We start from the raw sequence: 12717 nt of genomic DNA on the forward strand, positions 1-12717 counted from the left end.
GCCTACTTCCTGCGCGGGCGATTCATGGGCAGAAGCGCAAGGAGCCGCGCCAAGGCGCACGTGTTTGTAATGCCTGCAAACAGTAGGCCAGCCCCGACAAATCCTGAGAGGAGAAAGAAGCCGGGATTCACCGTAAAGCCAGCGATCACCCCCACAAGGATCAGGCTGCCAGCCACAATTTGCACTTGGCGCATGAGGCTGATGGGGGCAGTACTGCCACCGTACCCCGCCTGCTGCCATGCCTGAAAGCCACCCTGCAATTCCCTGAGGTTGCTTAGCCCTTTGGCCTGGAGTATTTCCCACGCTAGGTGTGAGCGGCGACCCGACTGACAATAGAGAACAATGGGGATATTGAGGGTAGGCAGGTGAAGGTCTTGGACATCAGCCAGAGGGCAAAGTAAGGCACCGGGAATATGGCCACTGGCGTACTCGTTGGGTTCACGCACATCAATCAGCAGCAGGTCGCGATCGGCAAGTGCCCGATGCAGTTCCGCAGCGGTGATGAGGGTTGGCGTAGGGGTGATGGTCATGATGTCCTCCTATGTCTTAAAACGGATAGCGTAGGTTCAAGTTAGATAGCTAAACCGCCGCAACGGCTAAGCCACAACGTTCATTGGCCGGTACGGCTTCCATCATTTTTTGTGGGTTGGGCAGGTTCAGGCTGGCCATAAATTCAATAAATTGCTGGCGATCGCGCCCAACAAAGCGAGGGTTAAACCGTTTCTCTTCACCAATCGTGGACACAGTAAAGCCGCGATAATCATGGCCGGGATATACGAGGGTGTCGTCTGCAAGGCTAAAGAGGCGTTGGGTAACGGCATCGTAGAGAGCACCCGCATCGCCACTTTGAAAATCGGTGCGGCCACAACCGCGAATGAACAGCGAGTCTCCTGTGAGTAGGTGGTCGCCATTGACCAAGAAGGCTAGATGACTATCGGTATGGCCAAGGGTGGCGATCGCCTGAATGGGAATAGCCCCGACGTAAATTGTCTCTTGATCCTGCAAGAAACCGTCTGCACAGTCCACCTTGGCATTTTGGGGGACGAGGGTACGACAGCCCGTGTGCTCTCGCAGTTTTCCTGCACCAGTAATGTGATCCGCATGAACGTGGGTTTCTAAGCAATAGCGCAGTTTTAAGCCCAACTGCTCAATCAACAACAGGTCCCGATCCACCTGCTCCAAAACACTATCCACCAGCGCTGCTTCGCTCGTGGCTGGGTCAGCAATCAGGTAAGAATAGGTCCAAGTGGCTTGGTCAAATAATTGCCGGAATAACATGTGCAACTCCCTATAGACCCTCGGTAAATCTTAAGCGATCCTGTGCAAGGATAACTAATATGATTATATAACCAAATAGTTGAATAATGTCAAGGCGTAGAGGGGACGCTCCAACCCATAAGCGGCCATGGCAGCTAGACCTAACTACCGTCCCGATGTGAACCTGAAATGTCGAAGCTGTAACATTGTCAGCAGAAGCTAACAAAAGGACGGCAAAACAAGAGTACCTCTATGAGCGAGGGGGCGATCGCCCTTAAAATTGAAAGTAGCAGATAAAAATGCAGGACAGCAATGCAACAATGTCCTGCAATTGCGTGTAGGGAGTGAACGTAGCTTAGGTATCCCACCATAACCAATAATTTAGCGCAGGCAAGCTATGGACGTTAAGCCTTCAGTTCAATCCTTGACGGAACAAGATGTCATTCAACGCCAAGCCGTCAGCCAACTCCTGCGAGCACGCTTACGAGCCACTGCAGGGGTCACCATCAGCGATGCCCCCCTCCCCATGGCCACCCCCAATCCCATGGGGTTATCTCCCCTAAAGCTGCCAACCCACTCCAATAACGATCAAACACCGGCCACGTGACTTACCGCTATTGAATCAACGATTACAACAGCAGCTTCCTACCCAACAGATTGCCCAATTGTTTTTCATTGTTTAAACGGGAATAGTTGCAAGCATTTTCCTTGTAAGGATTTTAGGAAGTTTAATCGTGGATCTTTAGTGACACCAAAAATCGTAATAACTTGATACTCTCCTAAATCGGAAACCCAGACAGGAGATGGTTTTCCAGTTGAACCGCAAAGTCTTTCGTCGTAATTTCCATTATGTTTGAGCTTAGGATCGTGTAACAGTGAGAGACCATAGGGTTTTTCTCCTCGACTATCACCACTACAGATGACAATGCGGCAGTTTCCATCAAGTACCTCTAACCAATCTTCAGAAGTAACAGTAGTAACAGTTCCTGCACTCAGTAATTGAGGGTATTGACTATTAATTTTCTTGCCGGTTAAATAGGCGATCGCTTCATAAATAGAACGCAAGTTTCTCTGGAATAGATCCCGAAAACCCTTCTCGTCTTCAGGCAATTGCCACAGGTCAGTCTTTTCATTAACGCTGAGGGTAGAACCGCGAAAATAAGGGTTACTGGTTCGTTTATAACAAGGACGACGTGCTCCTTGGCCAATGCCACCTAAATGAAACATCACCCACGTTAGACATTTGAGTAATTGAGTTGTTTTTTCTATTTCCTCATCGAGTACGTTAGCTGAGAGGCTGAGAATAAGAGTGCCACTTTGCTGACCGACACAATTTTTATTTCCTACGTTAGATTGTGTATCCACAACCTGTACCTTAACGTAACCATAAGTGGCAGGTTCGATGCCACCAAAAATTTTCTTTTCGAGTTCTTTAGCTTTCCCTGGCTCAAGAACCCCCAACGCAATAGCACGTAGCCAGTAGCGTAACATCGACTTAAAGGCAACTGAGCGAACCTCTGCTTCGGGAATGAGCCTCTTTTGATTTGGTTGATGACGTTGTACCCCATGGATGAGTTGACCCTTGAGGGTAAATTTGGCGTGCATAAATCCATTGTTTATGGACTGATCTGGAGCCAACAAGCACCCGTACCCAGTGTTGACTTGAGAACCAATGCCTTCTTGTAATCCCTGTATGAGCCAGTGTTTTACTTCAGATAGTGTATGCTGCTCTGAGGGTGAGCAGTGGGAGGCTAAGCGTAAGCCAATTAAGAACGTGCATTCTTTTAGCGAGAAAAAAGGATTAGGATTCGCTTCGTACTTTGCTGTATTACCCTCCCATTTCCAGAGATTGTTCACTATGTCCATGGCTAAACCGCCATTTTTCTGTCGCGGTAGCGGGTAGGCATCAAGGAAAATCACTTTACCTGCCCGATCTGGATCCTGAGCATTCAAGGAACCAAAATATTTCTCCACGGCGGCTTCGGAGCCTAGTTCCCGTAACGCTTGGGTACGGGCAACCCCCCGCAGGGTACTTGAAGGAATATAGGGAATCCCTAAGTTGTCGAAGGCAGGTAACAGAATATTTTCGGGGCCACGGTGACCACCGACCCGAATCCGCCACGGACAGGTGACTTCAAAGCAGTTCTCGTGGCCTGCAATGTGTCGGGTGCGCTCTGTTAATACCTTCAGGCGTTGGCTATAGTTGCCCTGCTCAGCCTTCGTTAACAGCTCGACCTTGGTGCCGTGTTTCGTTGCTGCATCCTCTTTGGTGCCGTCTTTCGTTGCTGCATCCTCCGGCGATCGCATCCAGCGCAGATATTCAATAAAGCTTGCGGCTGAATCGGGGTTAGGCATTGGATCGTAGGGATGCCCGAGCCACGCACCTCCTCGGTTACCGCTGCTTGGAGGATTTTTATTGGCGCCTTTTCCTGCTGATTGGCGCGGGGGTCTGTCGAATACCATAATGATTAATCTGCCTCCCCAATGCCCGCGTAAAGAGCAGTCGTCCAGAAGCTAAATTCACGGGCAATTTGCAAGCCCAAGCCCGTCAAGCCAAGATACTCTTCGGTATCCAAGTTCTTAAGGGTATCTAACCCCTTCTCATTGGCTAGGTTTTTGTTGCCTGAAATGCTCTCAAGAACTGCAAAAAACGCCTTGACAACATCCTTCTTCCCCTCCTGCTTCAACGCTTTTTCTTCTGCTTTGAGGCGCATCAAGCCCCAAGTAGCTAGGTACGTGTAGAGTTCAGCGGCTTGACTTTTTTGCTCTTTTAGTCTTTGCTCTTTTAGTCGGTTATCGTCCTGTGCTTTGGAGTGGATCTCACTCAATGCCTGGTAAACCGGTTTCGCTATCGTGCGTGGATCAAAGGCCATCTCTAACTCCCTGTGCTCACAAGCCGAACAAAGCCACGTCCTAGGCTTTCCTGACCGCCAATTTGCAAAATGGTGTGGCTATCAAAGAGATCCTGCAGGTCACTTTTAGCTTTAACGGCAGCACCATTCAGTTGTGCTACGGTGCCCCACGGGAAGTACATGAGGGTGTCGGGGGGAATTGCTTCTTCGTAGCGGAAGCTACCACGCTCAACTGTTTTATCGGTGCTGAGCTTGACTTTGACTTGCCGCCACAGGCTCATCTGAATGAGGGTGGCACAGTGCTGATCGGGAAGGACTAGAACCCGCTCGATTTGGGTTTTGGGTTTGGCGGGTACCCATTGCTGCCAATCTGGCCAAGTTTTKAGTTCGTTACTTTTGAGGATGGCATCTTTGAGGTAAACCGGCTTGTTGTTGCCTAAATTCGTACTGTAGGGTGCCACGGCTGTTACGGTATTTTTTGTTGCCAGCCGCTGCCAACGGTGCAGTAGCATCGGGCAGCTAATCCAGATAACCCCATGGCTAAGGGAGGGCACGGGTACCCACAGCAGTGAGCCATCGCCCACCCAGAGTTGGCCTTGGGTCAGGTTTGTATCGTTACCACCGCTGGTGACATCGTCAATGGTGTTTCCCCAGAGACGGTTCCGGTGACTGTTGGGGGTACTGGCGCGCAACCGCCCCCGAATCGTGCTGGAGGGAATGTAGGGTAATTCTGTATGGGATTCCCGCGCAATTCCGAGGAGGTTCCCTTCTTGGGTGGTGCCGCCGGTGTGCAGTGGCGATAACAGGTATAGGTAAGCAAGGTCAAGCATCATCAGTCTTCCAGTCAGGGTAGGGGGAGAGGCTCATGTACTTCTCCATGGTGGGTCTGCGGGTTATGCACTGCCCCACAGCAATTGGCCGTAGTGAAGTTTTTCAAAGGTAGGGCGCGCTTTGGCGGCAACCCCACTGAGGAGTTGCTGGGGGTGGGGATGGGGAGGAGCTTCAAAGTGATAGAGGGTGCCAGCAGTGACATAGGCACGCTGTGCTGAATAGCCCAGTTGGATTTGGCCGCTGCGACGGGTGACTGTGCTGAGGCCACCGGCCAGCAGGGGGCGATCGCCCACAACGCCCACTAGTTGATCTCGCCACTCCCATGGATACAGACCATAGATCGGGGCTTCCTCAACCACTTGAGCTAAGCCGGGGGTTAAGACGTAGGCAAGGGTTTCTGCCCCTTGGCCACAGAAGGGTTCCAGCACAGCCAGTGGGTTCGTTTTGAGGGCGTAAACCTGAGCCTGATGCCCTTCGCCACCGATGCGTACCACACCTTCAAGGTTGGGAACGTTGATTCCAGCAACAAATCCCCAGCCCGGCTCTAGGCGGTTGGCCACCTCGGTAAAGTAGCCGCCATCCTCTCTGACCGTGCGGCGTTGCTCCTCTAGGTAAATATGGGGCAACACCTGGCGAGACCACGGTACCCCATGGAAGTGATCCTTCGCACTGAGTTGATCGAGCTTTCCTTGCAGGTATAGGGCTAGGGCATCAAGGCGCATTAAGGGTTGCGGTCGCCCTTGGAGTTGCTCATTGTTGCCTAGGGTGGGTTCAACAATGGGACGCAACTTGCAACCTAAAGGATGACAGACATACATCCAAGCCGGATCGTCTTTCGGTGTAGGTTGGATACGAGCCAAGCGTTTCACCTTGGCGGGATCCGCGATGTCGTTGATATCCGCTTTGTCCGCGTTGTGGTTCCCAATGCAAATCAAATCTTTGGGGGTGGCAACCCATACCTGATTGTGCAGGTCTATGAAAAACGGCCCTAAAAATTCTAGGTCGTGGCGGCGTTCGGTGTAGGGGGCACACAGCGATCGCAACGCCTGAAACACAGTAATTGGCAGGGGCGGAAAAATACTTTTTGCCCAAGACCCCTCACCTGGCTGAAAGGGGCGAGCGTCGCGAAACAGGAGCACATCGATGGGATCTAAGCGGTACCAGTTGAGTTGATTCATATTTCCTTGACACAGGAATACCAAACACGAAAGCTTAAGTTGCGCCGAGGGCAACAGCAGTTATCGCGGCATGCCCAGAGTGGGGCGGAAAGCGTTTGTCAATCAAGAAGGCCGTCAGCCGTAGGATGTTGAGCAGGTCTTGCATATCGGTGCCCCGCTGCCCCCGATGAGCCAGTGCCCATTGTTCCCACTGGCAACACCAGTTGCTAAAATTCTCCACAAACCCTTGTGGTAACTCTTTGTCGCGGCGGCTAGCAATACTGGCGATCGCCTGTTTTAGTACCTGATCGGTTCCCAGCCAGCAATGTTGCGGTAACTCGGTCAGCAGACGATACAACAATGGACTCACATCATCATTCGCTTGCGGCACTAAGTGCTGCCATTGATCAAACAAGTGCCCCTTGAGAACGGCACTGAGGGAATTCCCTGAGCCATAGATCACCTCAAAGCACAGCCCATCTTTGCCGGGGAGCCTTTTTGCCTGCTCTTTCTCTGCTTGCCAAAGGTGCTCTAGCACAGTAGGTAAAGGCACACTTTTATGAGCCAGCACCACCCCCATACTCATGGTGGCACCCTCCCCCATCGTAAACAGGCGGCGCATACCCAAGTGTTTCGCAGCTTTGCTACCCTGAACGGTTTGCCAATAGCCCCCCTGCGGTTCAAACTCTCCGGCGGCATCCTCACCGCCACACCATGCCTGCCGTAGCACTTGGATGAGGGGCAAAGCATCTTCGAGGGGTAAGACCGCCATGACATCATCGCCACCGCTATAAACCACGCGGCCACAGTAGCGTTGCTCTACCAAGTAGGGCACAAGGCGGTTTGAAAAGTCCAGCAGCGCACGGTTGAGTCCTACATGGGTGGCTGGCCCCATCCGTTTGGGGGTTTTGTTAATAAAGTCTTGCCAGCTGTGCCACTCGGTTAATTTTGGGTCTTTGGCCTGCTGATCAATCTGCGCCACAATATTGCTGGCCACGTACTCACGGTAAGCCTTTAATCGGTGCCCCCGTACATAGTCGCCCATGCTGTCGCCATCCGCAAGGAGGATGCACCACCAATCCGCGGGGGAGCGATCGCCCCAGTGCAACCGCTTTTGCACCCAGTTCACCGCCCCACGCAGCGCTGCCAAGGAACCCTTATCTTCAATCCCCAGATCCTCCGCCAGCCATTTTGCCGAGAACATCACCCCGTTATAGCCCTCTGGCAATGCCGCATCCACTTGGGGAATCTGACTCGGGCGACGGGTCTTGCCACCAAATCGCTCATAGTAGGGGTGCAGATCCGCATCAGCTTTCACCTCGCGGTTGAGGTCGTGCCAGTACCGCTTTACCTGATCGGGTTCGGTCGCCATAAAGCGAGCCGCAGCGATACTGCTGGCATTGGGAAAGCGAACTAAGTTTTCATAGTCATCCCCAGAGCACTCTACCCCCAAAGACGCTGCCACCCCCCCATGCGTCCACGCCATACGTTTGGTGACCTCGATGGCATTGAGCCGCTCTTTGCCGTTAAACAGCCCCGGAAAGGCTTGAGCCATCACGTGCCAAAACAGCCGCATTGAACTCGTGGGCAACCCATGCCCCTCTCGAAATGGGTCTCGGTAGAGCAGGTTAGGGTGCAAGGCACTGTAGGCACCAGAAATTGAGGAGCGCTCCCCCGCAGAGGCAGGGAACTGCCAATTGCGAGTATTTTTGAGGGCTGAGAGGGCTTGGCCGAGCCGTTGTTGCAGAAATGGCCACCACGTCCCAACATTGATGGTGCTGTACACCTTTTCTTCAACTTCAGTGGGTAGGGCAGGCTCAGCTTTGGCTAAGACGGTTTGTGCCGTTTTCCACGCTGCGTAAGTGGGTGCCCCCCGCCAGCACGTCAACGACTGCTCCGGATTCCCAAGGGGTAGAGCAATCCAGTAACTCTCCCAAAAGTGCTTCAGTTGCGCCTGCCACAGCGCGTTCCATTCCCATTGTCCGCCGTGCTGCCAACTGCGGAATTCGTTGCATAGGTCAGTGACCATCTGCGCCGGAAATTCTTGGGCAATCCAATTTTCAATTTTGGCTATGTGGTCTGGGTCTTCGTAGAGCCTGCGCACATGGGCTTTGATGCTCTCGCGCACCTTGTTGCCAATGCTCAGCCACGTCTGCTGGAGATGGGCTTGCAGTTCATGGCCAATGGTCTCTTTATCTTGCGCGGGAATGAGTGCCGTAATGACGTTGGGGAACCCTGCGGTGGTGAGGCTGGAGGTTGTTGACGGATTGGGAATGCCCAAGCGCTGAAAGTCGGCTGCAAAATCAGGATATTTCCGTAACAGGAAGGCATCAATAATAGTTTGGTTATAGAGATTGGGGGTAATGACAACATCAGGGCCATAGCGCTCGGCTAGGAACCAACACACCTGCGCACTCAGGTAGTGCAGCAGATAGGAACCCGCCCAAAAATCTAGTAGCTTGCGCGAGGATTTGATGAATTCCTGCACAGGAGCAAAAGAAAACATCAACAGCCATGGGTGCTGGGGCGTTGCCTCGTTGGGTGTGCCTTGAGGAAATAGAGTGCCCGCCAAAGCAGCAGTAATGGCAGTGTGGGCTTCGAGGGGGCAGTCGGGAATTCGTGTATCGGCGGGCAACAGCAGCACATCCCTAGGGTAGGTGGCTTGCTGTTTAATGCGGTTATCGTACGCAATGGCGTCTCCATAAAACCGCCAGAACCACCAGAAAACTTTTTCCGCATCCCTGTCTTGGCGGATGGCCTCCCAGATAGACTGCCCTTCAATGGCTGCTAAATGATCGTCGTTGAGGCTACCAGCAAAAATAAAGTTGAGGGTACTTTTTACGCCAGTCATTGGATGGCAAACTTCTACTTGGGTGACGGCATTCGCCGTGGTGGGGGAGGTTCGCATGGCACTGGTAAAACTCACCCGATCTGAGGCTGAGGCAAGATGGTCTGACTTGATGCCGCCGTGGGTGTTCCACCATGTTTGGAGGTCACTTCGAAGGTGATAGAGGCACGTCACCTGTTGCCATGGGCCTTTACTGCTTTTATTTCTGTAGAGGGCTTTGAGGTAGGGATCATGGAGGAGGGCAAAGAGCTTGCGTTCGTAATACATGAATGGAACATCCGTGCAATTCAGGCTACTGTGCCGTAGAGCTACCGAAGATTTCTCCAGCTTACTTAAGCCCAGCGATGCATGGGGATCAACACAAATAATTTTTCATAATTTTTAACAGTATTTTATATTTTGTCGCTAATATTGAATATTCATTGTTTTGTACTCAGGATTTTTGGCTTAACATAGTAATTGTCATTTTTGCAGTGCGTTGGTAGGGTGTCTAAGAATGCCTCAAGCTACCTCGGAGCGGATCTTTGTGCTATCTCCCTGCGGTACCAGTTTATTGACCAATGCAGCGGAGACCCAAGAGCGTAGGCTAGTGAGTACCTATGCCAATGCGAAGGAGGCAACGACGATTCCGGCAGCAGATCGGCAAACTCTTGAGGCACTGGTTGAGCGAGTGCGCGCCAAACTGTTGTCTGAGGGCACCACTGTGGCAGAGGCGGCCAAAATGTCTGCGGAGGTTAACGGTATTGTTAAGCTCTATGGAGAGCAGTTCAAGCCGAACAGCGGTGATTGCCACTATTTACTGTGTACTGATACGTGGCTGGGAGAGCAAACAGCGCGACTTGTTGAAGCTTGGTTCAAGAGTGTGGTGCAGCGCCAGCGCTTAGGGAGTGTTCACGTTGAGGTCTATCGCCAGAGGGATCTGCAAACCAAGGATATGGAGGCATTTCAGTCGGCTCTATCCGAGCTGATTGAGTGGTGTGAACAGACGGTTAATGGCTATCGGCAAGGCGGCTTTCGGGTGATTTTTAACCTCACGGGAGGGTTCAAGAGTGTGCAGGGGTTCCTTCAGACCCTTGCGTTTTTCTATGGGGATGAAACGGTATATGTGTTTGAAACCTCTGATTTGCTGCGTATTCCTCGTCTGCCGGTGCGGCTGGTGGCAGAGGAAACGGTGCGGGATAACCTCTTGACGTTTCGGCAACTGCATCTTAAGTTGCCCGCCCAGCACACCGATAGGATTCCTGAAACGCTACTGTGGCGCGTCGATGATCAGGTGGACTTATCCCCTTGGGGAGAGTTGGTTTGGCAGCGCACCAAAAAGCACATTTATGCAGAAAAGCTGCACCCTGCGCCGAGTGACCGGATTATTTTTAGTGACTCGTTTAAGCGCAGTGTAGAAGGGATTGCTAAGGATCGGTTAGTGCTGGTGAATGAGCGAATTGATGAGTTGGCGCGTTATTTGCAGGATGGCCATCATCTGCAATCGCTAGATTTTAAGCCCCTGAAGGGAAACCCTTGCCCACCATCAACCCATGAACTCGATGCGTGGGCAGATCAAGATGCTAAGCGGATCTTTGGCCACTATGAGGGGAACTGTTTTGTGTTGGATAAGCTGGATCGTGGCTTGCATTAGATGACTTGGCTGGTGGGTGGCTCTAAGGGAGACTGACCTGTGCCAAGGATGAGAATGTTGGCTTCGGTGTGGTGACTGAGGGGATAAATGCGCACATGATCTTCGCTGGGCTTGAGACGGCGATACAGGCGATCGCGCAGTTGTTGCAGTTGTTTGGGAGCCAGCCTTGCCTCGAACACGCTAAACTGCACCCGCTGACCGTAGCCTTCCAATAATTCGGCAACTTTACGGCGGCGTTTATTGCTGGGGATGTCGTAGGCAATGACGTACAGTAGCATAGACTAGTCGATTCGATAGCACCAGAGGTGGTCTGGGCAGCGCAACCACTGGCAAAACGCACGTACCTGTCGTGCTAGGACGTGCCAAAATGGCTCTTCTTGGGTTTGTTGCTCCATGCGCTGAATAAAGTGCTTGAGAAACCGCTGCCGTCCGTGCTCATTGAGGAAACAGCCGCCCGCTTCAAAACGAAAATTGTCTTCAGGGCGGATGAGGCGCCCGTTGACGAGTTGCAAAACAAGGGAGTCAATAATTGGCGCGCGGAAGGGTTCTAGGAGATCAGAGACAAGGGCGGCATGATTGTGATGCTGTTGGTGTAGGCAGCCAGCATAGGGATCAAGCCCAAGGTTTTCGACGATACCCAAAAGATGATTCCAAAGCACTTGGTAACCAAAGCTGAGGAGGGCATTAATTTCATTACCAGGAGGGCGACGGCTGCGGCCTTGAAATGAGAGTTGTGGATGCTGAAAACACTCTGCTAGGGCATCGTAGTAATGCCGGGCACCACTCCCTTCAATGCCCTGTAACGTTTGCAGGGTGTGGCTCTCTAGGCTGCGCTTTGCAAGTACGTCAAGGCAGTTAATGCTCAGCTCAAGGGTAGGGTGAGGTCGCCGCCGTTGTTGGCGCATCAAGATCACCCGTGAGTTGCGTAACTTCGCATGAATGAGTTGCTGAGCAGCAAACAATTTTTGGGCATCGCTCAACTGGGCTTGTAAGCGCATGAAGGTAGGATGAGATCGCTGGAGCGGCAATAAACGACCATAACAATACCCTGATTTGGATAGGTAAGCGATGGTGATCGATCGCTGTAAACAGGCACGAATAAGCTGGGTTGTTAGCTGTGAGTAGCCAAAGATCAAAATCAAGTCAATTAAGGGCAGTTGAACTTGCTGGATAAGTTTCTTTTGGTGGAAAACCGTAATGTACTCTGCATCGAGGGAGACCTGACATCCCTGTCGAGAGAGGTAAAGGGTCTGGGTCATTCGCTGCCCTCTAGAAGTAGGGTTCAATATCGCTAGACTGCGGACGGGTTTTGAGTTGTGAGCGCCGTTCTGAGGTTAGGGGGCTGGTATCCTGATAGTTGAGCCGACGGGGAGATAAGGGCTTTAAGATGCGATCGACCGCGACACTGGCTAAGAAGCTGCTGACTATGACCAGTAGGGTCGTAGTAATGACTGCTGCTAACCCCAAGGGTGCAATCAGCAGAATGACAAGGGTAAAAAAGCCGTTGCAGCAGGCAACAATCAGACTTCGGATGAATGAAAAAGCAGTATAGGAAGGCATAGGGCAATAAGCTTATAACTGTGTTTTTATCCTTGAGCGTTGTTCAGACTATGCAGCAAGCTCCGAGGGATCTGCCGAATAGCCTCGATGCCTCATTAATGCGTTGGATCCCTCGGAGTCGCTCAGCAAGCGGCTTTGAGTATTTTATACTGTGCCGTATAAAAAACATTGCTTGCTTGCAACGGGGATCCCTCGGAATAGGGGGTTGCAGTTCGCTCAGGGAGCGGCTAGTATAGGGGTACTCCTTCCTCTTCAGGGGGAAGGCGATCGAATGGAAACTTGGGGATGGTTTCGGTTTCGGTCTCGTCAAGGATGCCAACCTTCCTCTTCAGGGGGAAGGCGATCGAATGGAAACAAATCAGGAACCATGATAAAACCTCCTTGTTGTCTCCTTCCTCTTCAGGGGGAAGGCGATCGAATGGAAACCTAAGCCTAGACTCTGGGAGAAGTTCGTCAACATGCAATCCACCTTCCTCTTCAGGGGGAAGGCGATCGAATGGAAACCTGAGGCCTTTAGCGTGGTAGATGTAAGGTAGTAGCTCATCCTTCCTCTTCAGGGGGAAGGCGATCGAATGGAAA

At 52.0% G+C, this 12717-nt stretch carries 13 protein-coding genes; 2 read left to right on the top strand and 11 right to left on the bottom strand.

Features of this window, described 5'->3' with window-relative positions; all coding sequences use genetic code 11:
• Positions 1 to 2: 2 nt before the first annotated feature.
• Both L5470_RS09460 and L5470_RS09465 read right to left on the bottom strand, forming a co-directional pair.
• Positions 3 to 530, bottom strand: coding sequence for a rhodanese-like domain-containing protein (locus L5470_RS09460; RefSeq protein WP_099797820.1), 528 nt, complete (start codon positions 528 to 530; stop codon positions 3 to 5).
• A gap of 49 nt (positions 531 to 579) precedes the next feature.
• Entirely contained in the window at positions 580 to 1278 is a 699-nt protein-coding gene (locus L5470_RS09465; RefSeq protein ID WP_448514709.1) for an MBL fold metallo-hydrolase, read from the bottom strand.
• A 376-nt stretch (positions 1279 to 1654) separates the two neighbouring features.
• On the opposite strand from L5470_RS09465, the gene L5470_RS09470 reads away from it, so the two are divergent.
• Positions 1655 to 1864, top strand: a complete 210-nt coding sequence (locus tag L5470_RS09470) for a hypothetical protein (protein ID WP_099797815.1) — start codon at positions 1655 to 1657, stop codon at positions 1862 to 1864.
• 65 nt (positions 1865 to 1929) lie between these two features.
• On the opposite strand, the gene L5470_RS09475 is transcribed toward L5470_RS09470, so the two are convergent.
• The 5 genes from L5470_RS09475 to cas10 form a co-directional block, all read right to left on the bottom strand.
• Positions 1930 to 3612 carry an RAMP superfamily CRISPR-associated protein gene (locus L5470_RS09475; RefSeq protein ID WP_499499631.1) on the bottom strand — a complete coding sequence of 561 codons (1683 nt, stop codon included), beginning with the start codon at positions 3610 to 3612 and terminating at the stop codon, positions 1930 to 1932.
• A 113-nt stretch (positions 3613 to 3725) separates the two neighbouring features.
• Entirely contained in the window at positions 3726 to 4130 is a 405-nt protein-coding gene (locus L5470_RS09480; protein WP_499499633.1) for a hypothetical protein, read from the bottom strand.
• 2 nt (positions 4131 to 4132) lie between these two features.
• Positions 4133 to 4942: a type III-B CRISPR module RAMP protein Cmr4 gene (gene cmr4, locus L5470_RS09485; RefSeq protein WP_499499635.1), complete on the bottom strand. Its 810-nt coding sequence runs from the start codon at positions 4940 to 4942 to the stop codon at positions 4133 to 4135.
• A gap of 60 nt (positions 4943 to 5002) precedes the next feature.
• Positions 5003 to 6118 (bottom strand): type III-B CRISPR module-associated Cmr3 family protein, encoded by a 1116-nt coding sequence (locus L5470_RS09490; protein WP_499499637.1) that lies wholly within the window; start codon positions 6116 to 6118, stop codon positions 5003 to 5005.
• Between the two features lie 34 nt (positions 6119 to 6152).
• Complete coding sequence (gene cas10, locus L5470_RS09495; protein ID WP_499499639.1) at positions 6153 to 9212, bottom strand: type III-B CRISPR-associated protein Cas10/Cmr2; 3060 nt, start codon at positions 9210 to 9212, stop codon at positions 6153 to 6155.
• A gap of 229 nt (positions 9213 to 9441) precedes the next feature.
• Here cas10 and L5470_RS09500 point away from each other — a divergent pair, with 229 nt between their 5' ends.
• On the top strand, positions 9442 to 10578 hold the full coding sequence (locus tag L5470_RS09500) for a CRISPR-associated ring nuclease (protein ID WP_499499641.1): 1137 nt from the start codon (positions 9442 to 9444) through the stop codon (positions 10576 to 10578).
• On the opposite strand, the gene cas2 is transcribed toward L5470_RS09500, so the two are convergent.
• From cas2 to L5470_RS09520, 4 genes are all read right to left on the bottom strand, one after another.
• The gene (gene cas2, locus L5470_RS09505; protein ID WP_499499643.1) at positions 10575 to 10856 is read right to left on the bottom strand and encodes a CRISPR-associated endonuclease Cas2; all 282 of its coding nucleotides are present in this window, start codon (positions 10854 to 10856) and stop codon (positions 10575 to 10577) included. The genes L5470_RS09500 and cas2 overlap by 4 nt on opposite strands.
• Positions 10857 to 10859: 3 nt before the next feature.
• Complete coding sequence (gene cas1, locus L5470_RS09510; RefSeq protein WP_499499645.1) at positions 10860 to 11837, bottom strand: CRISPR-associated endonuclease Cas1; 978 nt, start codon at positions 11835 to 11837, stop codon at positions 10860 to 10862.
• 10 nt (positions 11838 to 11847) lie between these two features.
• Positions 11848 to 12138 (bottom strand): CRISPR-associated protein Csx18, encoded by a 291-nt coding sequence (gene csx18 / locus L5470_RS09515; protein ID WP_499499647.1) that lies wholly within the window; start codon positions 12136 to 12138, stop codon positions 11848 to 11850.
• Positions 12139 to 12365: 227 nt separating this feature from the next.
• Positions 12366 to 12717, bottom strand: a 352-nt coding sequence (locus L5470_RS09520; protein WP_499499649.1) for a hypothetical protein, incomplete at its 5' end; no start/stop codon positions are given.

This window comes from Synechococcus sp. PCC 6717 (assembly GCF_022698185.1).
GTDB lineage: Bacteria > Cyanobacteriota > Cyanobacteriia > Thermosynechococcales > Thermosynechococcaceae > Thermosynechococcus > Thermosynechococcus lividus.

Bases quoted from the DNA above. Each gene is read 5' to 3' on its own strand.
- L5470_RS09460 (WP_099797820.1), bottom strand. From the start codon at position 530: ATGACCATCACCCCTACGCCAACCCTCATCACCGCTGCGGAACTGCAT.
- csx18 (WP_499499647.1), bottom strand. From the start codon at position 12,138: ATGCCTTCCTATACTGCTTTTTCATTCATCCGAAGTCTGATTGTTGCC.
- cas1 (WP_499499645.1), bottom strand. From the start codon at position 11,837: ATGACCCAGACCCTTTACCTCTCTCGACAGGGATGTCAGGTCTCCCTC.
- cas2 (WP_499499643.1), bottom strand. From the start codon at position 10,856: ATGCTACTGTACGTCATTGCCTACGACATCCCCAGCAATAAACGCCGC.
- L5470_RS09470 (WP_099797815.1), top strand. From the start codon at position 1,655: ATGGACGTTAAGCCTTCAGTTCAATCCTTGACGGAACAAGATGTCATT.
- cas10 (WP_499499639.1), bottom strand. From the start codon at position 9,212: ATGTATTACGAACGCAAGCTCTTTGCCCTCCTCCATGATCCCTACCTC.
- L5470_RS09475 (WP_499499631.1), bottom strand. From the start codon at position 3,612: ATGCCTAACCCCGATTCAGCCGCAAGCTTTATTGAATATCTGCGCTGG.
- L5470_RS09465 (WP_448514709.1), bottom strand. From the start codon at position 1,278: ATGTTATTCCGGCAATTATTTGACCAAGCCACTTGGACCTATTCTTAC.
- L5470_RS09480 (WP_499499633.1), bottom strand. From the start codon at position 4,130: ATGGCCTTTGATCCACGCACGATAGCGAAACCGGTTTACCAGGCATTG.
- L5470_RS09500 (WP_499499641.1), top strand. From the start codon at position 9,442: ATGCCTCAAGCTACCTCGGAGCGGATCTTTGTGCTATCTCCCTGCGGT.
- L5470_RS09490 (WP_499499637.1), bottom strand. From the start codon at position 6,118: ATGAATCAACTCAACTGGTACCGCTTAGATCCCATCGATGTGCTCCTG.